Annotated in this window: 23 protein-coding genes and 1 tRNA gene; 19 read left to right on the forward strand and 5 right to left on the reverse strand. The window is 63.0% G+C overall.

Annotated features, from left to right (window positions below):
• Nucleotides 1-93 precede the first annotated feature (93 nt).
• Nucleotides 94-837, forward strand: coding sequence for a tRNA pseudouridine(38-40) synthase TruA (truA, locus tag EP837_RS03855; RefSeq protein WP_066524607.1), 744 nt, complete (start codon nucleotides 94-96; stop codon nucleotides 835-837).
• 72 nt (nucleotides 838-909) lie between these two features.
• Here truA and EP837_RS03860 read toward each other — a convergent pair whose 3' ends face one another.
• Nucleotides 910-1,629: a queuosine precursor transporter gene (locus tag EP837_RS03860; protein ID WP_066528622.1), complete on the reverse strand. Its 720-nt coding sequence runs from the start codon at nucleotides 1,627-1,629 to the stop codon at nucleotides 910-912.
• An 87-nt stretch (nucleotides 1,630-1,716) separates the two neighbouring features.
• Here EP837_RS03860 and EP837_RS03865 point away from each other — a divergent pair.
• Nucleotides 1,717-1,793, forward strand: a tRNA-Arg gene (locus EP837_RS03865).
• Between the two features lie 89 nt (nucleotides 1,794-1,882).
• Here EP837_RS03865 and EP837_RS03870 read toward each other — a convergent pair.
• Nucleotides 1,883-2,233 carry an antibiotic biosynthesis monooxygenase family protein gene (locus EP837_RS03870; protein WP_066524611.1) on the reverse strand — a complete coding sequence of 117 codons (351 nt, stop codon included), beginning with the start codon at nucleotides 2,231-2,233 and terminating at the stop codon, nucleotides 1,883-1,885.
• A 109-nt stretch (nucleotides 2,234-2,342) separates the two neighbouring features.
• Entirely contained in the window at nucleotides 2,343-2,996 is a 654-nt protein-coding gene (gene fsa, locus EP837_RS03875; RefSeq protein ID WP_066524612.1) for a fructose-6-phosphate aldolase, read from the reverse strand.
• 143 nt (nucleotides 2,997-3,139) lie between these two features.
• On the opposite strand from fsa, the gene EP837_RS03880 reads away from it, so the two are divergent.
• From EP837_RS03880 to EP837_RS03890, 3 genes are read left to right on the forward strand one after another with little or no spacing between them, the layout of a single operon-like run.
• A complete protein-coding gene (locus EP837_RS03880) occupies nucleotides 3,140-3,805 on the forward strand; it encodes a DUF2490 domain-containing protein (protein ID WP_066524613.1) in 666 nt (221 codons plus the stop codon).
• Nucleotides 3,806-3,850: 45 nt separating this feature from the next.
• Nucleotides 3,851-6,022 carry a primosomal protein N' gene (locus EP837_RS03885; RefSeq protein WP_066524616.1) on the forward strand — a complete coding sequence of 724 codons (2,172 nt, stop codon included), beginning with the start codon at nucleotides 3,851-3,853 and terminating at the stop codon, nucleotides 6,020-6,022.
• Between the two features lie 15 nt (nucleotides 6,023-6,037).
• Nucleotides 6,038-6,193: a DUF1289 domain-containing protein gene (locus EP837_RS03890; RefSeq protein ID WP_066524617.1), complete on the forward strand. Its 156-nt coding sequence runs from the start codon at nucleotides 6,038-6,040 to the stop codon at nucleotides 6,191-6,193.
• 327 nt (nucleotides 6,194-6,520) lie between these two features.
• On the opposite strand, the gene ada is transcribed toward EP837_RS03890, so the two are convergent.
• Nucleotides 6,521-7,582 (reverse strand): bifunctional DNA-binding transcriptional regulator/O6-methylguanine-DNA methyltransferase Ada, encoded by a 1,062-nt coding sequence (gene ada / locus EP837_RS03895; RefSeq protein ID WP_066524619.1) that lies wholly within the window; start codon nucleotides 7,580-7,582, stop codon nucleotides 6,521-6,523.
• Nucleotides 7,583-7,686: 104 nt separating this feature from the next.
• Here ada and EP837_RS03900 point away from each other — a divergent pair, with 104 nt between their 5' ends.
• From EP837_RS03900 to EP837_RS03940, 9 genes are all read left to right on the forward strand, one after another.
• A complete protein-coding gene (locus tag EP837_RS03900; RefSeq protein ID WP_066528625.1) occupies nucleotides 7,687-9,234 on the forward strand; it encodes a S1C family serine protease in 1,548 nt (515 codons plus the stop codon).
• 197 nt (nucleotides 9,235-9,431) lie between these two features.
• On the forward strand, nucleotides 9,432-9,986 hold the full coding sequence (locus tag EP837_RS03905) for a F0F1 ATP synthase subunit delta (RefSeq protein ID WP_066528628.1): 555 nt from the start codon (nucleotides 9,432-9,434) through the stop codon (nucleotides 9,984-9,986).
• A 2-nt stretch (nucleotides 9,987-9,988) separates the two neighbouring features.
• Complete coding sequence (gene atpA, locus EP837_RS03910; RefSeq protein ID WP_066524621.1) at nucleotides 9,989-11,518, forward strand: F0F1 ATP synthase subunit alpha; 1,530 nt, start codon at nucleotides 9,989-9,991, stop codon at nucleotides 11,516-11,518.
• 114 nt (nucleotides 11,519-11,632) lie between these two features.
• Complete coding sequence (locus EP837_RS03915) at nucleotides 11,633-12,517, forward strand: F0F1 ATP synthase subunit gamma (RefSeq protein ID WP_066524622.1); 885 nt, start codon at nucleotides 11,633-11,635, stop codon at nucleotides 12,515-12,517.
• A 24-nt stretch (nucleotides 12,518-12,541) separates the two neighbouring features.
• On the forward strand, nucleotides 12,542-13,987 hold the full coding sequence (gene atpD / locus EP837_RS03920) for a F0F1 ATP synthase subunit beta (protein WP_066524623.1): 1,446 nt from the start codon (nucleotides 12,542-12,544) through the stop codon (nucleotides 13,985-13,987).
• A gap of 149 nt (nucleotides 13,988-14,136) precedes the next feature.
• Nucleotides 14,137-14,391 carry an ATP synthase F1 subunit epsilon gene (locus EP837_RS03925; protein WP_066524624.1) on the forward strand — a complete coding sequence of 85 codons (255 nt, stop codon included), beginning with the start codon at nucleotides 14,137-14,139 and terminating at the stop codon, nucleotides 14,389-14,391.
• A gap of 214 nt (nucleotides 14,392-14,605) precedes the next feature.
• Nucleotides 14,606-16,132: a CpaF family protein gene (locus EP837_RS03930; protein ID WP_066524625.1), complete on the forward strand. Its 1,527-nt coding sequence runs from the start codon at nucleotides 14,606-14,608 to the stop codon at nucleotides 16,130-16,132.
• A 98-nt stretch (nucleotides 16,133-16,230) separates the two neighbouring features.
• Nucleotides 16,231-17,052 (forward strand): class I SAM-dependent methyltransferase, encoded by an 822-nt coding sequence (locus EP837_RS03935; protein WP_066524629.1) that lies wholly within the window; start codon nucleotides 16,231-16,233, stop codon nucleotides 17,050-17,052.
• Between the two features lie 45 nt (nucleotides 17,053-17,097).
• Nucleotides 17,098-18,036, forward strand: a complete 939-nt coding sequence (locus EP837_RS03940; RefSeq protein ID WP_082919540.1) for a DMT family transporter — start codon at nucleotides 17,098-17,100, stop codon at nucleotides 18,034-18,036.
• On the opposite strand, the gene EP837_RS03945 is transcribed toward EP837_RS03940, so the two are convergent.
• A complete protein-coding gene (locus tag EP837_RS03945) occupies nucleotides 18,028-18,459 on the reverse strand; it encodes an OsmC family protein (protein WP_066528633.1) in 432 nt (143 codons plus the stop codon). The genes EP837_RS03940 and EP837_RS03945 overlap by 9 nt on opposite strands.
• 86 nt (nucleotides 18,460-18,545) lie before the next feature.
• Between EP837_RS03945 and EP837_RS03950 the strand changes: the two genes are divergently transcribed.
• The 5 genes from EP837_RS03950 to panB all read left to right on the forward strand — a co-directional run bounded on the left by EP837_RS03950 (nucleotide 18,546) and on the right by panB (nucleotide 23,669).
• Complete coding sequence (locus tag EP837_RS03950) at nucleotides 18,546-18,911, forward strand: PRC-barrel domain-containing protein (RefSeq protein WP_066524633.1); 366 nt, start codon at nucleotides 18,546-18,548, stop codon at nucleotides 18,909-18,911.
• A gap of 152 nt (nucleotides 18,912-19,063) precedes the next feature.
• Complete coding sequence (locus EP837_RS03955; RefSeq protein ID WP_066528637.1) at nucleotides 19,064-19,732, forward strand: RBBP9/YdeN family alpha/beta hydrolase; 669 nt, start codon at nucleotides 19,064-19,066, stop codon at nucleotides 19,730-19,732.
• A gap of 95 nt (nucleotides 19,733-19,827) precedes the next feature.
• Nucleotides 19,828-20,019: a YezD family protein gene (locus EP837_RS03960; RefSeq protein ID WP_066524634.1), complete on the forward strand. Its 192-nt coding sequence runs from the start codon at nucleotides 19,828-19,830 to the stop codon at nucleotides 20,017-20,019.
• 172 nt (nucleotides 20,020-20,191) lie between these two features.
• On the forward strand, nucleotides 20,192-22,645 hold the full coding sequence (locus EP837_RS03965) for a TonB-dependent receptor (RefSeq protein ID WP_066524637.1): 2,454 nt from the start codon (nucleotides 20,192-20,194) through the stop codon (nucleotides 22,643-22,645).
• Between the two features lie 151 nt (nucleotides 22,646-22,796).
• Complete coding sequence (gene panB, locus EP837_RS03970; protein ID WP_066524639.1) at nucleotides 22,797-23,669, forward strand: 3-methyl-2-oxobutanoate hydroxymethyltransferase; 873 nt, start codon at nucleotides 22,797-22,799, stop codon at nucleotides 23,667-23,669.
• Nucleotides 23,670-23,694 lie beyond the last annotated feature (25 nt).

The following is a 23,694-nucleotide window of genomic DNA, read 5'->3' on the forward strand; positions in this document are numbered from 1 at the left end:
CCCTCAATAAGCCCCCTCCCTTTCAAGGGAGGGGGAAGGGGTGGGTGCGAGCGCAGCGAGCCCAAACGCCAACAGCTTCACAAACATGATCATATGACCCGCTTCGCCTTCACCGTAGAATTTGATGGCCGCCCCTTCATGGGCTGGCAGCGCCAGGCGCATGGCCCCAGCGTCCAGCAGGCACTGGAAGACGCCATTCACGCCATCACCGGCGAACAGGCCATCATCCACGCAGCTGGCCGCACCGACGCGGGCGTTCACGGCCTCGCGATGCGCGCGCACGCCGACATAGAAAAGCCCCTCACTCCCTTCCGCCTCATGGAGGCGATGAACGCGCGCCTGCGCCCCAATCCGGTCGCCATCCTCGCCTGCGAGACTGTGCCCGATGATTGGCACGCCCGCTTCTCCTGCACCGGCCGGGCCTATATCTACCGGATCGCCAACCGCCGCGCCCCTCTGACGTTGGAAAGCGGCCTCATATGGCGCGTCATCCAGCCGCTCGACACGGACGCGATGCAGGAAGCGGCCCAACTCCTCGTTGGCCGCCATGACTTCACCACCTTCCGCTCGGCCCATTGCCAGGCCGAAAGCCCCCTAAAGTCTCTAGACCGCCTTGATGTCGCGCGCGAGGGCGACCGCATCGCCATCCATGCCGCAGCGCGCTCCTTCCTCCATCATCAGGTCCGCTCAATGGTAGGCTGCCTCGCCCTGGTCGGCATGGGCCGCTGGTCGGTCGAAGACATGTGCGCCGCCCGAGACGCCAAGAACCGCGCTGCACTAGGGCTAAACGCGCCGCCTGACGGCCTCTATTTCGTGAAGGCGCAATATCCCGAATGACGCTTTTCGTTCCGTCCGTGCCGAGTAGGGACTGAGAACGAAGGGGGTGTTTTGGTATCAAGGTAGAGGCGCTTAAAGCCGCGTCCGGAACGGCGTGAAATCCGTTCCCTCATCATAGACGTCCAGCCCTTCGGCCCGCTTCAGCCCATTGACCACCATATAAGTCACCGGCGTCAGAACCGCTTCCCAAAGCACTTTCAGCATCCAATTGGTGACCATCACCGTTAGCACCTGATCCGTCGTCCAGGTGCCATAGAAGGCAAGCGGATAGAAAAGCAGGCTATCCACCCCCTGCCCGACGATCGTCGATCCGATCGTCCGCATCCACAGATGCTTGCCCTGCGTCAGCAGTTTCATCTTCGCCAGCACGAAACTGTTGGCGAACTCCCCCGCCCAGAAAGCCGCCAGCGAAGCGAAGACGATGCGCCATGTGCTGCCGAACACCGCCTCATAGGCTTTCTGGTCAGGCCAGCCTTCCGCCGGAGGCAGCTTCACCACCACCCAGCTCATCAGCGCCATGAACAGCATCGCGCCGAACCCCGCCCAGACGCAGCGCCGCGCCCGCGCATAGCCATAAACCTCGGTCAGCACGTCCCCAAGCACATAGCCCAACGGGAAAAACAGGATGCCTGCGCCAAAGGTAAAGCCAAACAATGTCGATAGCTTCGCCGCCCCAATCAGGTTGGACAGCAGCAGGATCGCGACGAACGCTGCAATGAAGAAATCGAAATAGCGCATGGGCCGCTCGGAGAGCGCCTGCGCATCGATTTTCCGAACCCCCATCTCGGTCATGCGCCCCTGCATATCCGCCCCCCGCGCAAATGCAATGCCGCGCATGATTGCGCGCGCCCGCAACCCTCGCTATCGAAGCGCTCACATGGCCCCGTAGCTCAGCTGGATAGAGCATTCGCCTTCTAAGCGAATGGTCGCAGGTTCGAATCCTGCCGGGGTCGCCACCTATAAACGCCAGCCCAGCAGCAGCATGACCAGCCCCGCGATCAGGATCGCGAAGGCCAGAAAGCCAAAGCCCCAGTCCGGGCCATCCCTATTCGCCATCGAGCGCGCTATCGAACGGCCTTCCCCGCATCAGCAGGTCGTCCGTCACGGTCATCGTGAAAATGGGGTCCGCATCGGGCGGCACTTCTGCGATGGCATCGACAAAGGCCGCACGCGTCTCCGGCTCGTCATAGACCATCTTCTGATCAAACGCCGCGCGCCATGTCGCCTCGTCCGGCCATTCCGCATAGCCGACGAAGCGCCCCTCCGCATCACGATGCAAGCGGGAGCCGTAGCTCCCATATTTTTCGCGGATCAGATCAGTCCCGCGCCGCCACGCCGCGCGGAACTGCTCTTCTTTACCTGGATGCACTCGCCACCAATAGACCGCGACGAACATCGCCTCTCTCCTTCAAGGATGAAAGAATGATGCGCGCGGCCAGAGGTTGCAGCAATCCCTTCCCCTACCCCGTTCGTTTCGAGCGAACGGGTGGGTAGCTGGGCCTAAATCAAAGAACCGACTGCCCGGTCTTCTCCCAATCCGCCAGGAAGCCCGCGATGCCCTTTTCGGTCAGCACATGATTGAACAGCGCCTTGATGACCGAAGGCGGCGCAGTCATCACGTCCGCGCCGATCTTCGCGCTCTCCAACACATGGATCGGGTGCCGCACGCTCGCCACCAGGATTTCCGTGTCGAACGAATAATTGTCGTAGATCAGGCGGATGTCCTCGATCAGCTTCATGCCGTCAAAGCCATTATCGTCATGCCGCCCGACGAAGGGCGAAATGAAGCTCGCGCCCGCCTTCGCCGCCAAAAGCGCCTGATTGGCCGAGAAGCAGAGCGTCACATTGACCATCGTGCCTTCGCTGGTCAGCGCCTTGCAGGTCTTCAGGCCATCAATGGTCAGCGGCACCTTGATGCAGACATTGTCCGCGATCTTCCGCAGCACGGCCGCTTCCTTCATCATCGTCTCATGGTCGAGTGCGACCACCTCGGCCGACACCGGGCCATCGACGATGCCGCAGATTTCCTCGACGACTTCCACGAATTTGCGACCCGACTTGTGGATCAGCGACGGGTTGGTGGTGACGCCGTCCAGCAGGCCGGTGGCGGCAAGTTCGCGGATCTCATTGGTATCGGCGGTATCGACGAAGAACTTCATGGAAATGGCTCCGGAGCGGGGTGTGCGAATCGCCACCCCTTTAGCGGCTGATCCCGGCATTAGCCATTATTGCCAGCAGCAGGCTTTACGGAAACAGGGCTGTAACATTATGACGGCGGCACCTTTCCAAAGGACCCAACTCGATGCACCGCTTCCTGCGCCCACGCCACATCCCGGGCGCGCTCGCCATATTGGTGGCGACCGTTGCCATGCCCGCCGCTGCCGCTACCGGAGAAACGCAGGCATGGATCACTGAATCGCTCGTCATCGCCGCAACGCCTGCCGATACGATCTCGCTGGACCACAGCCAGCGTTTCCGCCGCGACAGTTCGAACGGCGATCAGCAGACCGCTCGCGTCCTGCTGGACCATCGCATCGCCAAGGGGGTGCAGCTTGGCGGCGGTCTCGCCTTCTTCCATTCCGGCCCGGAACAGGAGTTGCGCCTGTTTCAGCAGGCAACGCTCACGCGCGGCATCTTTCTCGCCCGCACGCGGATCGAGCAGCGCTTTTTCGACACCGCCAACCGCGCAAGCTGGCGTCTTCGTCAGCGCGTGCAGGCGTCCCTCCCATTGGGCTCTGCAAAAGGCCCGACCCTCGTCGCCGCCGCCGAACTTTTCTTCCACCTCAACCGCGCGCGGCCCAGCGACAAGACGGGCCTGGCCGTCATGCGCCAGCAGATCGGGCTGCGCCAGCCGCTCAGCAAGGCCATTGACGCCCAACTGCTCTACATGCGGCAACAGACCTTCCGCGACGGCCGCCCGGACGCTGTCGTCCATGTTCCCTGGCTATCGCTCAGCTGGAAAATCTGAACGCGCCGCCTTGCCTCACGCCTCGCAACCGATAGGGAGGGGCAGATGAGTTCGCGCGCCCGTGTCATCCTCCTGAACGCCGCCTTGGGCCCGCTCGATTATCGCGTGCCCCACGGGATGAGCGCCAAGCCCGGCAGCATCGTCGTCGCCCCGCTCGGCCCGCGCCAATTGATCGGCGTGGTGTGGGAAGAAGACGCCTTTCCCGACATCGAAACGGTCGGCGACAACCGCTTGCGCAACATCACCAGCGTCGTCGATGCGCCCCCGGTCCCGGAAACCCTGCGCCGCCTGATCGAATGGACGGCAGATTATTATCTCGCCCCCATCGCCGCCGTGCTACGCATGACGCTCGCGTCGTTGAGCGCGCTCGAAGGCGCCCGCACCGTCATAGAATATCGCGCTACCGGCGACCTGCCCGATCGCATGACCGATCAGCGCGTGCAGGCGATGGAGCGTATCGGCGAGCGACAGGGCCTGATCCGTGAACTGGCGATGATCGGCGGCGTCAGCGACGCCGTCATCCGTGGCCTGGTCAAGGCCGGGGCCTTCGAAGCGGTGGAGGTCAGCGTCGATACGCCCTTCCCCGCGCCCGATCCCGGCCATGCGCCGCCCGTCCTGTCAGACAATCAGGCGGCAGCGGCAGACCAGTTCGTCCAGGCCGTCAACGAACGCAACTTCGCGCCCTTCCTCCTCGATGGCGTTACCGGCTCCGGCAAGACCGAAGTCTATTTCGAAGCCATCGCCGCCGCCATCCGGCAGGGCCGCCAGGTCCTCGTCCTCCTCCCCGAAATCGCGCTGACCGAACCCTTTCTCGAACGCTTCGAAAAACGCTTCGGCACGGTCCCGGTTAACTGGCATAGCGGCCTGCGCCAGACCGAACGCCGCCGCGCCTGGCGCGCCATAGCTGCGGGTGAAGCCGCCGTGGTGGTTGGCGCCCGCTCCGCCCTCTTCCTGCCCTATCCCAATCTTGGCCTGATCGTCGTCGATGAAGCGCATGAGGCCAGCTTCAAGCAGGAGGATGGCGTCCATTATCACGCCCGCGACGTGGCGGTGATGCGCGGGCTGATCGAGAAATTCCCCGTCATCCTGGCCTCCGCCACGCCCGCGATCGAAACGCGCCATCAGGTCGAACTCGGCCGCTATCAGGAAATCAAGCTCCCCTCCCGCTTCGGCGGCGCGGAAATGCCGGGGATAGAGGGGATCAACCTCCTCACCGACCCACCTGAGCGCGGCCGCTGGATCGCGCCGCCTCTCGTCAAGGCCATCGATGAAACAATGGAAAAGGGCGAACAAAGCCTCCTCTTCCTCAACCGGCGCGGCTATGCCCCGCTGACGCTGTGCCGCCATTGCGGCTACCGCTTCCAATGCCCCAATTGCACCAGCTGGATGGTCGAGCACCGCCTGACGCGTCGCCTCGCCTGTCATCACTGCGGCCATGTCATCCCCTCGCCGCGCTTCTGCCCGGAATGCAAGGAGGAGGACAGCCTTGTCGCCTGCGGCCCCGGCGTCGAACGCATCGCGGATGAGGTAAAAGCGCTATGGCCACAGGCGCGCACCGCCATCGTCACCTCCGACACGCTCTGGTCCCCCGCCAAGGTCGCCGAGTTCGTGAAGTCGGTGGAGGCAGGCGCGGTCGATATCATCATCGGCACACAGCTCGTCACGAAGGGCTATCATTTCCCCAACCTGACGCTGGTCGGCGTGATCGACGCCGACCTCGGCCTGGAAGGCGGCGACCTGCGCGCTGCCGAGCGCACCTTCCAGCAGATCGTTCAGGTCGCGGGCCGCGCTGGCCGTGGTCAAAAACCCGGCCGCGTCTTCATCCAGACGCGGATGCTGGAAGCGGAGGTCATCAAAGCGCTCATCGCGGGCGATTCGGAACGCTTCTATGAAGTGGAGACTGAAAATCGCCGACGCGCCAACGCCCCGCCCTTCGGCCGCTTCGCCGCCATCATCGTATCCAGCGAGGATGCCGACGAGGCTGCTCAGGTCGCCCGGCTGATCGGCAAGTCCGCCCCGATGATAGACGGCATGCGCGTCTATGGGCCTGCGCCCGCACCCCTCTCGGTCCTGCGCGGCCGCCACCGCCACCGCCTGTTGATCCACGCCACAAGGGCGATGGACGTGCAGAGCGCCATCCGCGAATGGCTCGGCAATCTCACCTGGAAATCAGGCACCCGCGTCGCCGTGGACGTCGATCCCTACAGCTTCATGTGATGGCCAAAAACGCCCATGGAAAGCCCCTGCGTTAACATCTGCATGCTGGACAAGGCAGGCCGCCTCTGCACCGGCTGCGGCCGCACAAGAGACGAAATCAGACGCTGGCGCGGCATGAGCAAGGCCGAACGCCGCGCAATCATGGAGCGGCTGAAGCAAGCGGACCCGTGACGATAAAAACCGGCCGCGCAGCCCAGAATTGCAGTCCGGGGCCCGATCAATGTCGGTCGCCAGCTCTTCCTAACCGTCACCAGCTCTTCGTCACCCCGGACTCGATCCGGGGTCTCACTCAACTTCGCCAATCAAAGGAAGCGGGATTTCGATTTAAGGCCGGTATGTCGGGAGAGGTGTCCCTAACGGCCATTAGCGGACGTTGCGCAAGCCCCTCACCTCTTCCGCAAGCGGGAGGGGCCCGAGACTTGCCGAACTGCAGGTGAGGCTTAGTCGCAGCGGGATAGGCTGTGCGGCGTCCGCTAACCACCCAAAGCCGACACGCCCTCACCCCCGCCCTTCCCGCTCCAAAAGCGCCTTCTTCCGTTCCAACCCATAGGCATAGCCGCCCAAACTCCCGTCGCTCCGCAAGACGCGATGGCAGGGGATCAGCACCGCCAGCCCATTATCGCCGCAAGCCGTGCCCGCCGCCCGCACCGCACCCGGCTTGCCGATCGCCGCTGCAATCTCGCCATAACTGCGAGTCTCGCCCGGAGGTATCGCGCGCAATGCTTCCCACACCGCCTGCTGAAAAGCCGTGCCGCACACATCCAGCGGCAGATCAATCGGCCGCCCAGGCTCCTCGATCAAGCGGACGACTTGCGCCGCAAGCCCTTCCAACGCTGCGTCCCCGCCCATCAAATCCGCCTTGGGAAAGCGCCGCCGCAAATCCGCTTCATTCTCATCGAAGCTGATCCGGCACAGCCCCTTGGCGGTCGCGGCGACCAGCACCGGGCCAAGGCTCGACTCCACCACGACATGGCGGATCGTGACACCCCGACCGCCATCTTTCCACGCGCTGGGCGTCATCCCCAGATGCCGCTCCGCATCAGCATAGGCCCGGCTGGGCGCATTATAGCCCGCCTCATAGATCGCACTGGTGACGCTCCCGCCCTCCTCCAGCGCCGCTTTCAACCGTTCCGCCCGCAGCGACCTTGCATAAGCCGCGGGGGTAAGCCCGGTCTCCCGTTTAAACAGCCGATGAAAATGATGCGGCGCATAGCCGGCATGTGCTGCGACCTCCTCCAGCGAAGGGGGCGTCTCTGCCCCGCCGATAAAGAGTTTCGCCGCTTCCACTGCCAGTCTGTCCCGCCCCACTTCATCGGGGCGGCAGCGCAGGCAGGCCCGAAACCCCGCCGCCCGCGCCGCCTCCGGATCGGGCAGGAAGATCATATTCTCCCGCCGTGGGTGCCGCGCCGCACAGCTCGGCTTGCAATAGATGCCGGTCGTCAGCACCGCGCCGACGAACTGCCCGTCCAGGGCCCGGTCACGGCGCAGAAACGCGTCCCAGCAAGCATCAGGGTCGAGCGGCATCTGCGTCGAGGCGGAAAGGTCGGTCATCTGGTTCATGCTTATGGAATAGCAGAGCGGCTCCGGCCAGCCTTCCCGCCGCTTGCGTTCAAAGCATTTCTCGATTGCCTAAGTCCGGGCTTCGCATATGAATGCGCCCAACCATGGTCGCTCGTCTTCGCCGCCTCTGCCTTCTGCTCGCGCTCGCTTTGCCCGCTACGGCATTGGCGGAACAGCAGGATATCGCCGCCGCCGCCCGTGGCGTGGTCCGCATCGCCATCGTCGCAACAGATGGCAGCGAAGCCTATTTCGTCGGGCATGGCAGCGGCTTTGCCGTTGCGCCGGACAAGGTCATCACCAATGCCCATGTCGTCGAGCTGACGCGCGAGGAGAAAAATCTCGTCATCGGCGTGATCCCGTCCGAAGGCCGCAAAAGCTATGGCGGCCGCGTCATCGCCTATTCGCCCGGCAATGATCTTGCGCTCATCCAGCTGGAGGAAGGGCATCTTCCCGTTAGCACCTTCTATGCAGGCGCGGTCAGCGATGGGCAGCATGTGACAGCCATCGGCTATCCCGGCACCGTCGATCGCGCGCAGGGCCTCGGCCTCAGGCAAATGGTCGAGCCGCTCAGCACGGTAAAGACCAGCGGCAACATATCCTCCGGCCGCTCCAGCCAGAGCTTCGACACCATCCTCCACACCGCACCTCTCGCCGCCGGGAACAGCGGCGGGCCATTGGTCGACGACTGTGGCCGCGTGCTGGGGGTCAACAGCTTCGGCTCCGTGTCGGATGGCAATGACGCCGAATTCGGGTTCGCGGTCTCATGGCGTGAAGTGGCCTCCTTCCTCCGCCAGGCCGGAGTTTCCTCACTCCACACTGTCATCCCCTGCCGCTCCATGGCGGAAGCCGACGCGGCCGAAGCCGGGCTGTCCCAGCGGGAAGCGCAGCAGAGCGAACAATCCGAACGCGCCAAGGCCGACGCGCGGGAGGCAGCCATCGAAAAAGCTCGCGACACCGCCGAGCGCGACATCATCTCCGCCCGCGAAAACGCCATGGCGGGGGCGGCGGTCCTCCTCGCCTTCGCCGTGCTGGGGCTGGGCGCTGGCGGGCTTTTCTACAGCCAGGGCCGCGAACGCCGCGCCACCTGGTTTCTCGCTGGCGGCGGTCTGCTGCTGCTTGGCGCCTTCGCTCTTTTCTTCCTCAAACCGAGCTTTTCCAGCATCGATGAACGGGTGAAGCTGCCCGATGACGGTCGCGTCACCGGCAACAACGCCTATGCGTGGGAAGGCGACAATATCTGCCGCGTCGATTTTGACCGCAGCCGCCTTACCATCTCCGAAGCCAACGACATCCCGTTCAACTGGACCCAAAGCGGCTGCGTCAATGGCAGCAGTCAATATGTCAGCGCCGGCAGTGAATGGGAACGTGCGACCGTCCCCGATTCCGGCAATATTATAACAGTCAGCCGCTTCAGTCCCGCGACCGGCACATTGCGCATTCAGCGCTGGCTGCCCGATGCCGACACGATGGACAAGGCGCGGGCGTTGCTGAAGGATGGCCCGATCAGGGCGTGCGGCAGCGACTCCGACCTGCTCGGCAGGATCGCGGGACTGCGATCCGGTCTCGCCGCCCTCTTGCCCGCCCAGCCGAATGAACGGCTCGTCTATCATTGCCGCAAGGGCCGCCTCGCTCCTCCTGATCCGTCCAACTGACCGGAATCCGGCGGCAGGATGCGCCGTCAAATCGACTTGATTCCATCCTTATGACGGAATCGCGTTCCATGGCTTGCATAGTCATAATCCCGCTGCTAACCGGCCCGGCAACAGGGGAACGGGACGGCAAGACCGCGCCCCTCTTTTTGCATGACCGGCAATCAAGTGCCAGTAACCCAATGGAGGACGGTAAGCGCGTGGAGACTACCGGCGGCATTCAGGCTAGCCTCAGCGGCCGCTACGCGGTTGCGCTGTTCGATCTGGCTCGCGACGGCAACGCCCTCGATACCGTGGCGAACAGCCTCGGCGCGATCAAGGCGGCGATCGCCGAATCGGCGGATTTCAAGGGCCTCATCAACAACCCGGTGCTGAGCCGCGACACGGCGAGCAAGACTGTTGCAGCTGTCGCCGCTTCGATGGGCCTCGATTCGCTCACGACCAAGTTTCTGGGCGTGCTGGCCGAGAACCGCCGCCTGGCGCAGCTCCCCGCGATCATCCGCGCTTATGAAACCCTGCTGTCGAATCACAAGGGCGAGACCCGCGCCGAAGTGACGAGCGCGCATCCCCTCGACGCAAATCAGGTCACCGCCCTGCAGCAGAGCCTGCGCGCGCGCGTCGGCCGCGAAGTCGCGGTCGATGCCAAGGTCGATCCCGCGATCCTCGGTGGGTTGGTCGTCAAGATCGGCAGCCAGATGATCGATTCCTCCATCCGCACCCGTTTGAATAGTCTCGCCCAGGCGATGAAAGGCTGAACATGGATATCAACGCCGCAGAAATTTCGAAGGTCATCAAGGACCAGATCGCCAATTTCGGCACCGAAGCGCAGGTGAGCGAAGTCGGTTCCGTGCTGACCGTGGGTGACGGCATCGCCCGCGTCCATGGCCTCGACAATGTCCAGGCGGGCGAAATGGTCGAGTTCGCCAATGGCGTGCAGGGCATGGCGCTCAACCTCGAAGCCGACAATGTCGGCGTCGTGATCTTCGGCTCGGACGCCGAGATCAAGGAAGGCGACACCGTCAAGCGCACCGGCACCATCGTCGATGTTCCGGTCGGCAAGGGCCTGCTCGGCCGCGTCGTGGACGGCCTCGGCAACCCGATCGATGGCAAGGGTCCGATCGCTTACACCGAGCGCAAGCGCGTCGAAACGAAGGCTCCGGGCATCATCCCCCGCAAGTCGGTGCACGAACCCGTGCAGACCGGCCTCAAGGCGATCGACGCCCTCGTCCCCGTCGGCCGTGGCCAGCGCGAGCTGATCATCGGCGACCGCCAGACCGGCAAGACCGCCGTCGCGATCGATACCTTCATCAACCAGAAGGGCATCAACGCGGGCGATGACGAGAGCAAGAAGCTCTACTGCATCTACGTCGCCATCGGCCAGAAGCGCTCGACCGTCGCGCAGATCGTCAAGCAGCTCGAGGAAAATGGCGCGATGGAATATTCCATCGTCGTCGCCGCGACCGCTTCGGAGCCCGCTCCGCTCCAGTATCTGGCGCCCTACACCGGCGTCACCATGGGCGAATATTTCCGCGACAACGGCATGCATGCCGTGATCGTCTATGATGACCTTTCCAAGCAGGCCGTCTCCTATCGCCAGATGTCGCTGCTGCTGCGTCGTCCTCCGGGCCGCGAAGCCTATCCCGGCGACGTTTTCTACCTGCACAGCCGCCTGCTGGAGCGTGCGGCGAAGATGAACGACGCCAATGGCGCAGGCTCGCTGACTGCGCTGCCGATCATCGAGACGCAGGCGGGCGACGTGTCGGCCTACATCCCGACCAACGTGATTTCGATCACCGACGGCCAGATCTTCCTCGAAACCAACCTATTCTACCAAGGCATCCGTCCGGCCATTAACGTCGGTCTGTCGGTGTCGCGCGTGGGCTCGGCCGCGCAGACCAAGGCGATGAAGAAGGTTTCGGGCTCGATCAAGCTGGAGCTGGCTCAGTATCGCGAAATGGCGGCCTTCGCCCAGTTCGGTTCGGACCTCGACGCTTCGACCCAGAAGCTGCTGAACCGTGGTGCGCGTCTGACTGAGCTGCTCAAGCAGGCCCAGTTCTCCCCGCTGCCCTTCGAAGAGCAGACCGCGTCGATCTTCGCTGGCACCAACGGTTATCTGGACAGCGTGCCGGTCAAGGACGTGACGCGTTATGAAGAGCTGATGCTCGCTTATCTGCGCCACGACCATGCCGATGTCCTCGCCGCGATCCGCGACAGCAAGGATTTGGGTGATGAGCCCAAGGCCAAGCTGAAGGCCGCGCTCGACAGCTTCGGCAAGACCTTCGCCTAATATTTAGCCGTCACCCCAGCGCAAGCTGGGGTCTCAGGCCGGATAGGTCCGACCTGGGGGCGTGAGATGCCAGCCTTCGCTGGCATGACGGAACAGGATTGAACGAGACGGTAAATGGCCAGCCTCAAGGAACTGAAGATCCGCATCGGGTCGGTGAAGTCGACCCAGAAGATCACCAAGGCGAAGCAGATGGTCGCCGCCGCGAAGCTGCGCAAGGCGCAGGCCGCGGCCGAAGCCGCGCGTCCCTATTCCAGCCGCTTGGAAGCGGTCGTCGCCAGTCTCGCTTCGAAGATCGCGGGCGGTTCGGGCGAAGGCGCTTCACCGCTACTCGCCGGCACCGGCAAGGATGACGTTCATCTGCTGGTGGTCGCCAACTCGGATCGTGGTCTTGCGGGCGCGTTCAACGCCAACATCGTGAAGGCCGCTCGCGCCAAGGCCGAGGAGCTGATCGAGCAGGGCAAGACCGTCCGCTTCTATCTGATCGGCCGCAAGGGCCGTCCGGTCATCAACCGGACTTTCCCCGGCATGATCGTCGCCCAGTTCGAAACCACCGGCGCGAAGGAACCGGGCTACTCGCAGGCTGAAGCGATCGCGCACGAGCTGACCGACATGTATCTGAACGGCAAATTCGACGTCGCGCACCTCTTCTTCTCGCGCTTCAAGTCGGCGCTGGCGCAGATCCCGACCGAACAGCAGATCATCCCGGTCAAAATCCCGGCGGACGCCGACCGCAACGCCATTGCCGCCACGGTGGAATATGAGCCGAGCGAGGAAGCGATCCTCGACGACCTGCTGCCGCGCAACGTGACGGTGCAGATCTTCAAGGCGCTGCTGGAAAACAACGCGTCCGAACAGGGCGCCTCGATGACCGCCATGGACAATGCGACCCGCAATGCCGGCGACCTCATCAACAAGCTGACCATTCAGTATAACCGCAGCCGTCAGGCCGCGATCACCACCGAACTGGTCGAAATCATCTCGGGCGCCGAAGCCCTCTAAGATCACGCACGCAAGGAAGCAGTCATGGCAACCACCAACAATGTAGGCCGCATCTCGCAGGTCATCGGCGCTGTCGTCGACGTGACCTTCCCCGATGCGGTCCCGTTCATCCTCTCGGCGCTGGAAACCAGCAACAACGGCCAGCGCCTGGTGCTGGAAGTCGCCCAGCATCTGGGTGAGAACACCGTCCGCACCATCGCGATGGACTCGACCGACGGCCTGACCCGTGGCCAGGAAGTGACCGACACCGGCGCGCAGATCTGCGTTCCCGTCGGCCCGGCCACGCTCGGCCGCATCCTGAACGTCGTCGGCGAGCCGATCGACGAGCGCGGCCCGGTCGCCACCACCCTCTCCGCCCCGATCCACGCCAAGGCTCCCGAGTTCGTCGACCAGTCGACCGAAAGCTCGATCCTGGTCACCGGCATCAAGGTCATCGACCTTCTCGCCCCCTATGCGAAGGGCGGCAAGATCGGCCTGTTCGGCGGCGCGGGCGTCGGCAAGACCGTGCTCATCCAGGAACTGATCAACAACATCGCGAAGGGCCATGGCGGCACCTCCGTGTTCGCGGGCGTCGGTGAGCGGACCCGCGAAGGCAACGATCTCTATCACGAATTCCTCGACGCCGGCGTTATCGCCAAGGACGCCGACGGCAATGCGATCAGCGAAGGTTCGAAAGTGGCCCTGGTTTATGGCCAGATGAACGAGCCGCCGGGCGCCCGCGCACGCGTCGCCCTGTCGGGCCTCACCATCGCGGAATATTTCCGCGACCAGGAAGGCCAGGACGTGCTGTTCTTCGTCGACAACATCTTCCGCTTCACCCAGGCGGGCGCGGAAGTGTCGGCTCTGCTCGGCCGTATTCCTTCGGCGGTGGGCTATCAGCCGACCCTGGCGACCGACATGGGCGCGCTGCAGGAGCGCATCACCTCGACCAACAAGGGTTCGATCACCTCGGTGCAGGCCGTGTACGTCCCCGCGGACGACTTGACCGACCCGGCGCCGGCAACCTCCTTCGCGCACTTGGACGCCACCACCGTTCTTAACCGTGCGATCTCGGAGCTGGGCATCTACCCCGCGGTCGATCCGCTCGACTCCACCAGCCGCGTCCTTGAGCCGCGCACCGTGGGCCAGGAACATTACGACACGGCCCGCGCGGTCCAGTCGATCCTGCAGAAGTACAAGTCGTTGCAGGACATCATCGCGATCCTGGGCATGGACGAGCTGTCCGAAGAGGACAAGCTGACCGTCGCCCGCGCGCGCAAGATCCAGAAGTTCCTGTCGCAGCCCTTCCACGTCGCCGAAGTCTTCACCGGCATCTCGGGCAAGTTCGTCCAGATCGAAGACACGGTGAAGTCGTTCAAGGCCGTGGTCGAAGGCGAATATGACCATCTGCCCGAAAACGCCTTTTACATGGTCGGCGGCATCGACGAAGCCGTCGAAAAGGCGAAGAAGCTGGCCGCCGAAGCGGCGTAAAAGAGCTTCCCCTCCCGCAAGCGGGAGGGGATTGAGGGGTGGGCAGCGAGCGAAGCGAGCAGCGACATACCCTGACAAGCTGCAACGATTGCTACGCAATCGACCCACCCCAACCCCTCCCTTGAAAGGGAGGGGCTAAGGAAGCGAAAATGGCACTGCATTTCGAACTCGTGACCCCCGAAAAGCTCGTCCGCTCGGAAGAGGTCTATCAGGTCGTCGTCCCCGGCACCGATGGCGACTTCGGCGTGCTGGAAGGCCACGCCCCCTTCATGTCCACCGTCCGCGACGGCGCGATCCAGATCTTCGCCAGCGCCGGTTCGGCCCCCGAAGTCATCCCCGTCCAGGGCGGCTTTGCGGAAGTGAATGAAAAGGGCCTAACCGTCCTTGCGGAGCATGCTGGCTGATCGCAACGACGACAGCTATCCGATAAATATAAGAAGGCCGCGCTCCGCATCGGGGCGCGGCCTTTTTGTTGTGCCACACGCTGCGGTCTCGCCATGCCCTGCCCGGCTCCATTAGCCATTTGTCAAAGTTTCCGCCCTATTCACCATTTCCAGGCATATTTGATCGGTCTCCTCGTGGTTGGCTGGACCGATTGGAACATTCCGGCGGAGAATTATGAGCGCGTTTGGACGGAAAAATGGACCTGCCGGCATTAAGCCGGGATTCGGCGTCGCCCGGCCGATGCAGGGCGGAGCGCCTCGCGAGGAAGTGCGCGGAGGCGAGCAATTTCCGCCGCTCGACATGGCGCCCTTGCCGGCGGAAACGCTGGCCGATCCGCTTTCCGCACCTACCGGCCAGATGCAGCGCAACGCCGACGCGCTGCAGCGGCTCTCCGACCGCGCCAATGCGGAACATGTGCCCGATGCAGGGCCGCAGGGCTTTGAGGCGTCGGTCCACAAGATCAAGGAACAGGTTCTTCCACGCCTCCTGGAGCGCGTCGATCCCGAAGCCGCCGCAACCCTCAGCAAGGATGAGTTGGCGGAGGAATTCCGTCCCATCATCATGGAGGTGCTGGCCGAACTGAAGCTCACCCTCAACCGGCGCGAACAGTTCGCGCTGGAAAAGGTGCTGGTCGATGAACTGCTCGGCCTCGGCCCGCTCGAAGAACTGCTGGCCGATCCGGACGTCAGCGACATCATGGTCAACGGCCCGGAACAGACCTATATCGAAAAAAAGGGCAAGCTCCAGATCGCCCCGATCAAGTTCCGCGACGAGGAGCATCTGTTCCAGATCGCGCAGCGCATCGTGAACAAGGTCGGTCGCCGCGTCGATCAGACCACACCGCTGGCCGACGCCCGCCTGCCCGACGGCAGCCGCGTCAACGTCATCGTGCCGCCCCTTTCGCTCCGCGGCACCGCCATCTCCATCCGTAAATTCTCCGCCAAGCCGATCACGCTCGACATGCTGGCGCAATGGGGCGCGATGAGCCCGCAAATGTGCACGGCGCTGAAGATCGCGGGCGCCTGCCGCATGAACATCGTCATTTCGGGCGGCACCGGCTCGGGCAAGACGACCATGCTCAATGCCCTATCGAAGATGATCGATCCGGGCGAGCGCGTACTGACCATCGAGGACGCGGCCGAACTCCGCCTGCAGCAGCCGCATTGGCTACCGCTCGAAACCCGCCCGCCGAACTTGGAAGGGCAAGGCGCGATCACCATCGGCGACCTCGTCAAGAACGCCCTGCGTATGCGCCCGGACCGCATCATCCTGGGCGAAATCCGTGGCGCGGAGTGTTTCGACCTGCTTGCCGCCATGAACACCGGACATGACGGCTCCATGTGCACGCTGCACAGCAACTCGCCCCGCGAGTGCCTGGGCCGTATGGAAAACATGATCCTGATGGGCGACATCAAGATCCCGAAAGAAGCCATTTCCAAGCAGATCGCCGACTCGGTCGATCTCATCGTGCAGGTCAAGCGCCTGCGCGACGGCTCGCGCCGCGTCACCAATGTAACCGAGGTCATCGGCATGGAGGGCGACGTCATCGTCACCCAGGAACTGTTCAAGTTCGAATATCATGACGAGGACGACAGCGGCCGTATCGTCGGCGAATATCGCTCCATGGGCCTGCGTCCCTACACGCTGGACAAGGCGCGGCAGTTCGGTTTCGACCAGCCGTTCCTGGAAGCCTGCCTCTAACAATCTCGGCTGGCGGAGCTTTACGCCTCGCCAGCCGCTTGCGCTCCGCCATCGCAAACGGCACATCTGTTTCCTCGCCGATAAAGAGAGGATCCCTGATGAACCGTCTCGCGCGCGCCGGTCTGTTGCTGACCGCCATCGCTGTTCCCGCCCTGCCGCTCGCCGCGCAGCATGCCGGTCATGCAAGCCACAAGCCTGCCCAGGCGGCCGATCCGATCGCCGCCGCAGTCGCTGCGCCAAGCCGCAGCGCCGCCAACACGGCCCGCGATAAATATCGGCACCCCGCGCAAACGCTCGCCTTCTTCGGCGTCGCGCCCGGCCAGACCGTGGTGGAATATAGTCCCAGCGGCGGCTGGTACACGGAGATCCTCGCTCCGCTGCTGCGCGAGAAGGGTACTCTCTATGCGCTCCAGCCTTCGGGCCGTTATCTGGACGGTTACCGCAAATTTCTCGCCGCGAAGCCCGATGTCTATGACAGGGTGAAGCTGGTTGCCTTTCCGGAGCAAGCCGCAATGATCCCGGTGGGCAGCGTCGATACGCTGCTCACTTTCCGCAACGTCCATAATATGGTGATGGCTGGAACGGAAACGGCAACCTTCAAGGCGTTCTACGATCTTCTGAAGCCCGGCGGGACGCTGGGCATCGTCGATCACCGCTTGCCGGAGGACCGGGACGCCGCGCTGGAAAAGAGCAGCGGCTATCTCAAGGTATCGACTATCCGCCGCCTGGCCGAGGCGGCGGGCTTCGAATATGTCGGCGCTTCGGAAATCAACGCCAATCCCAAGGACACGGCCGACTGGCCAAAGGGTGTCTGGACCCTGCCCCCCACCCTAACCAATGGCGATGTGGACAAAGCCAAATATGTAGCGGTCGGCGAAAGCGATCGAATGACGCTGAAATTCCGCAAACCCGGGCGATAGCATATCGGCGGTTGCCTCCTCGCGGCGCATGTCTAAAGCGGGCGCGTGCAACCGCCTGCCCCCACGAGCCCCCCGGAGGAGCTTCCGCCGCCTCCCCCTCTGCGGGAGGAACGACCGCTCACCGGCATCGGACTGCGCCTTGTCGCCATGGCCTTCCTGGCAGCGATGTTCGCGCTGGGCAAAGTCGTCGGCACGCGCGGGGTGCATCTCGGCGAGTTGCTCTTCTACCGTCAGGCGCTGGCCCTGCCGATCATCGTCGCATGGGTCGCGCTGACCGACGGATTGCCCTCAGTACGGACCAACCGGCTTGGCATTCATGTCAGCCGGACAGCACTCGGCCTCACCGGCATGGCGCTCAACTTCGGCTCCTACATGCTGTTGCCATTGACGGAGGCGACCACGATCGGCTTCACCATGCCGATCTTCGCCACGCTGCTGTCCGCGCTGCTGCTAAGGGAGGCGACCGGCCCGCACCGCTGGGCGGCCATCCTGTCGGGCTTTGTAGGCATATTGATCATGATCCGCCCGGATAGCGCCCATTTCCCGCCGCTGGGGCTCGCAGTGGCTCTGTCCGCCGCCGTCATGACCGCCTGCATCAGCCTTTTGCTCCGCGATTTGGGGCGAACGGAAAAGGCGGGCGTCATCGTCTTCTGGTTTACGGCCCTATCCATCCCGCCGCTCGGCCTGCTGATGCTGTTCGTCGGACAGGCGCATGATCCGCTGACCTGGGCGCTGCTCGCCGGCGTCGGCATCACCGGCGGCTGCGCACAGCTTTGCATGACCGGATCGCTACGCTGCGCGCCTGTCTCCGTCGTCCTGCCGATGGACTACAGCACCATCATCTGGTCAACGATGCTGGGCCTCATCATCTGGGGCGAATGGCCGATCGGCACCACCTGGATCGGCGCCATGCTTATCATCGCCAGCGGCCTTTATATCGCTTGGCGGGAGCATGCGCGCGCCCGCCGCTTCGCTTCAGCCTAGCAGTTCCGCGTCCAGGCTGATCTCCGCATTCAACAGCTTGGATACGGGGCAATTGGCCTTCGCCTTCCCGGCCAGTTCCTGGAACTGCGCGTCCGACGCTCCCGGAATTTTCGCCTTCAGCGTCAGCTTGCTCGCGGTAATCGCAAAGCCGCCCTCCTGCTGCTCCAACGTGACCACGGCATTGGTCTCCATCTTCTCCGCCGTCAGCCCGGCCTCGCCCAGAATCAGCGACAGCGCCATGGTGAAGCAAGACGCATGGGCAGCCGCGATCAATTCTTCGGGATTTGTGCCCGGCACGCCTTCGAACCGCATCGCAAAGCCATAGGGATGCGCGTCCAGCGCCCCGCTTTGGGTGGTTATCGCGCCCTTTCCGTCCTTAAGGCCACCGCTCCAAACCGCTGATCCGCTACGATTGATCTTCATATGATCCTCCTGCCTGAAGAAACGGGAACCCCGCCGATCCTGCCCGGTTTCCTCTCTATAGCGCATAACGGTACAGGAGCGTGACAATGAGCGGCCCAGAAGCAGAAAATCCCGGCGACCTGATCGCATCGGATCGGGTGGAAGGCACGGCCGTCTATAATCGCGCAGGCGACAGGCTCGGCCACATTTCCAACTTCATGGTGGACAAGCGCAGCGGCCAGGTGCGCTACGCCGTCCTGTCCTTTGGCGGCTTCCTTGGCCTCGGCAACGATCGTTACCCGCTGCCCTGGTCCATACTGAACTATAATAAGGACAAGGGCGGCTACGTGGTGGATTTGGACAGGGAAAAGCTGGACGAAGCTCCCCGCCATCTGCCGGGCGTTCAGCCCGACTATGACGAAGCCTATGGCCGCAGCGTCTTTTCCTATTACGGGCTCATCTATCCTTGGTGAGAGGCGCTGCCCAACCATCTGGCAAGGTCCGCCAGAAGCTGAACCCCTGATGAATCCAATCGCCTAAATTTGAACACATTTGGTCGCTGAACCATTGTCTATTCAAAAACTAGAGTTATGTCTGTTCGAGTAAATTGGACGAGGATCAGGCCATGGATCGATTCGGACATCTGGGTGACGCACGCCTTCCGACCGTGCTGACCATCCCGGGTCTCAATAATAGCGGGCCAGGTCATTGGCAGACCCTATGGGAAGGATCGCGCGGCGATTGCCAGCGGGTCGATCTTGGCAGTTGGGCCAGCCCCAATCGCAATGCCTGGGTCACGCGCCTGGACGCCGCCATCCGGGAAGCGAACGGCCCCATCATCCTTGCCGCCCACAGCCTTGGGTGCCTGGCGGTCGCATGGTGGGGCGCGTTGCAGAGCCAGGCTTATGGCTGGCCGGTGACAGGAGCGCTTCTGGTCGCCCCGCCCGACTGCGACAGGATGGAAACGCCCGAGACGATCGGCGGATTCGGCCCGACGCCGCGCGCGCAACTGCCCTTCCCCTCCTATGTCGTCGCCAGCCGCAACGATCCCTATATCTTCTTCGAACGGGCTCACAGCGTCGCGAAAAATTGGGGAAGCACTTTCGTCGATGCGGGCTTCAGCGGCCATATCAATGCCGAATCGGGCTTGGGCGAATGGGACTTCGGCCAAGCGCTGCTCGACCAGCTGATCGACAATGCCCATGAACAGGCGTCGGTCATGCGCCAGATGCGGCCAGCCATCCCCCTCCAACATAATGAAAGAAGAATGAGCGCAATGCGGTTGATCAGTTGAACTGATGGGGCGCTGCAAGACAAACTTGGGCGCCCTATATATTTGCTTTTTTGTCTATTGAATTAGTTGAGATAAAAGCGGGCACAGAGGTGTTTATGAGTGACCATCGACCGATTGAATTTGCCCGCAATGGCCGCGCAGACGGCCAGCGGCACGATATTTCCGTAAGCATCGACAAGGTTCGCGGGGTGCTTGAAGCGCTGCGTTTCGGGTCGATCACCTTGACCGTGCATGATGCGCGCGTCGTCCAGATCGATGTAACGGAAAAGACTCGCCTCACCGCCTGAACAAAGCGGGGGCAACAAAGGGTCGTGAAATAAGCCGCCGGACAGGCGGTGAATAACAGGCGGCAAGGGGTGGGCCGCTCACTGTCCGTACCATTCCCAGACCATCGGCTTTGACCGGGCGAACCGGAAAAGTCGCGATCAACATTCACCGGACATCCGGAAGGGGAATTCTATGATTGCGCGTTCTCTGTTGCTCGCCACCGTGGCGAGCGCATCCTTTATTGCGTCCAATGCTTATGCAGAGGACGTGCCTCAGCCCGCCACAGATGCTGCCGAACAAGCCAGCAGCCCGCGCGCCGAGGTGATCATCGTCACCGCACGCCGTCGCCAGGAAACCGCGCAGGAAGTGCCCCTGGCGATCTCCGTGATCCGTGGCGACAGCATCGAAGCCACCGGCAACTTCAACGTCGTGAAGCTCCAGCAGCTGGCGCCGACGTTGCAGGTCTATACCACCAATCCGCGCAACACCTCGGTCAACATTCGTGGCCTGGGCGTTCCGTTCGGTTTGACCAGCGACGGATTTGAACAGGGCGTCGGCATCTATGTCGATGACGTTTATAATTCGCGCGTCGCCGCCGCGACCTTCGACTTCCTCGACGTTTCGCAGGTTGAAGTGCTGCGTGGGCCGCAGGGCTCGCTCTACGGCAAGAACACCACGGCCGGCGCGATCAACATCACCACCAACCAGCCGACCTTCGATTTCGAAGGCCGCGCCGAACTGACCGTGGGCAACCTCAACTACAGGCAGGCAAAGGCCGCCATATCCGGGCCGCTGTCGGACACCATCGCTGCCCGCCTCGCAATCGCTTCGACCAGCCGCCGTGGCACGATCTACAATGTGACGACGAACCGCTGGATCAACGAACAGGACAATCTGGGCCTCCGTGGCCAGCTGCTGTTCAAGCCGAACGACGACTTCAGCATCACCTTGTCGGGCGACTATAGCAAGCAGGACCCGGAATGCTGCGGCACCGTGTTCGTTCGTGTCGGCCGCACCCAGCGCCCGCTCAACCGTCAGTATGACGCGCTCGCCGCTGCCCAGAATTATGTCGTTCCCAGCCGCAATCCTTATGACCGGCTGACCGATCTCGACAGCAACCTCAATGCTGGTAACAAGATCGGCGGCGTGTCCGCGCGCATCAAGTGGGACATCGGTCCCGGCACGCTGACTTCCGTCACCGCCTGGCGCTTCTGGGACTGGAAGCCGGAAAATGACCGCGACTTCACCGGTCTGCCGATCGTGTCCAAGTCGCAGAACCCCTCGCAGCAGGACCAGTATAGCCAGGAATTCCGCTACAATTACGAAGGAGACAAGATAGACTTCGTCGTCGGCTTGTTCGGCTTCAAGCAGCGGATCGACACGCAGGGTACGGAGCAGCAGGGCGCAGCGGCGAGCAAGTGGAGCCTGACCCCGTCCACCTCACCCACCAATATCGCCAACAACCCTGCGACGCTGGCCGGTTTGACCGCGAGCAACACGCAGTGGCTCAAGAGCACCAGCGCCGCTCTTTTCGGCCAGGTGAGCTGGCATGTGAACGACGCCCTGACCATCCAGCCGGGCGCGCGGCTCAACTATGACAAGAAGTCCGGCTTCTATCAGCGCGTGGTGACCAACGGACAGGGTCAAGTCATCAGTTGCACCCCGGCTCCGGCCGCAGGCACTGTGCTGGCGGCACAGTGCGGCGTATATCAGCCGCAGGTCAGCGCGCCGTCCGACAGCGCCTGGAACTTCACCTATGACCTGAACGTCAACTACAAGATCGCGCGCGACATCCTCGCCTATGCGACCTATGCCAAGAGCTTCAAGACGCTGGGCATCAACCAGAACGGCTTGCCGCTCAACGCCGACAATACGGTCAACTTCGATGCGGGCACGGTGAAGCCGGAATCGGTCAACCATTATGAAATCGGCCTGAAGACCCAGTTCTGGGATCGCCGGGCGACCTTCAACCTCACCGCTTACCGCACCGACATCAAGAATTTCCAGGCGACGGTGAACGGCGGCCAGTTCGGCACCGTGCGCGGTTATTTGGCAAACGCTGGAAAGGTCCGGTCGCAGGGTATCGAGGCCGACTTCAAGGTCGTCGCCAGCGATCGCTTCACCGCCTATGCCAACGGCGCCTACACCGACGCGAAGTACAAGAAGTTCGTCGATGCGCCCTGCCCGCCTGAACTGTCCGGCGGCACGTTCCAATCGGCTACGGCGACGCCTGACTATTCACAGCCCGGTGTTCCTGGCGCCCTCAGCCCGCGTCAGTGCGACATCTCCGGTCAACGCCTGCCCGGCGTATCGCACTGGGCCTTCTCCTACGGCGCGGAATATAACATTCCGGTCACGCTGCTGGACAAGGAAGGTCAGGCGTATCTGGGCGTCGATGGCAATTATCGTTCGCACTGGAATTCGAACGCCTCGCCGTCGATCTATACGGAGGTGAAGGGCTATGCCCTCACCAACTTCCGCGCCGGCTTCCGTGGCGAAGGCTTTGATGTCTTCGGCTGGGTCCGCAACGCCTTCGACGTCAACTATATCGAAAATCTGCAGGTCGCACCCGGCAACACCGGCTTGATCGCTGGTCAGCCCGGCGACCCACGGACCTGGGGCGGGACGATTAAATTCTCGTTCTGATCCCGTAACGATGTTCACCCCTGCGGGAGCGGCACAGGCCCGCCGCTCCCGTTCTTTTTCAACTCGCTATTTTCTTCATTGAATACCGCTTCGACAAAACTGGACCGGCCCCTGATTTGCGCCCGCGACCCCGCTGGGCTACAGCCAACCCATGTCCACCACCTTCACGCTCGACACTTCCACCAGCCGCGCCAATCCCACCCCCGCGCCGATGAAGCGGCTGACCGTTCCCGCCATTCAGCGCCGCAAGGCGGAAGGCAAAACGGCCGAACCGCTGGTGATGTTGACCGCCTACACCGCCCGGCAGGCGCAGCTTCTCGATCCGCATTGCGACATGCTACTGGTCGGCGATTCGCTCGGTCAGGTCATTTACGGCCTGCCTTCGACGCTCCCCGTCACGCTCGACATGATGATCGCCCATGGCGCGGCCGTGGTGCGCGGCAGCTATCATAGCCTCGTCCTCGTCGATATGCCCTTCGGCAGTTACGAAGCATCCCCTGCCCATGCCTTCGCCAGCGCCAGCCGCGTCATGGCCGAAACCGGCTGCGCCGCCGTCAAACTGGAAGGCGGTCAGGCGATGTCCGAAACCATTGCCTTCCTCACCCAGCGCGGCATCCCGGTGATGGCCCATGTCGGCCTCACGCCCCAGGCCGTAAATGCGCTCGGCGGCTATGGCGCGCGCGGCAAAAGCCAGGAAGAACATGCCAAGATCATGGATGACGCCCGCGCCGTCGCCCAGGCTGGAGCCTTCGCTATAGTGCTGGAAGGCGTCATGGAAGACCTCGCCGTCGCCATCACCGACAGCCTGGACATACCCGTCATCGGCATCGGGGCGTCTGCCCATTGCGATGGCCAGGTGCTGGTCGCCGAAGACATGCTCGGCATGTTCGAACGCACCCCCCGCTTCGTCAAACGCTATGAAAATATCGCCGACACCATCAGCGGCGCGGCCGAGCGTTACGCCGCTGAAGTGCGCAATCGCAGCTTTCCCACCCCAGATCAGGTCTATCGGCCCAAAAAGTGATTTGCGCTAAGCTCCGCCGCCGCTA

It is taken from the genome of Sphingobium sp. EP60837 (genome assembly GCF_001658005.1).
GTDB classification, from domain to species: Bacteria; Pseudomonadota; Alphaproteobacteria; order Sphingomonadales; family Sphingomonadaceae; genus Sphingobium; species Sphingobium tyrosinilyticum.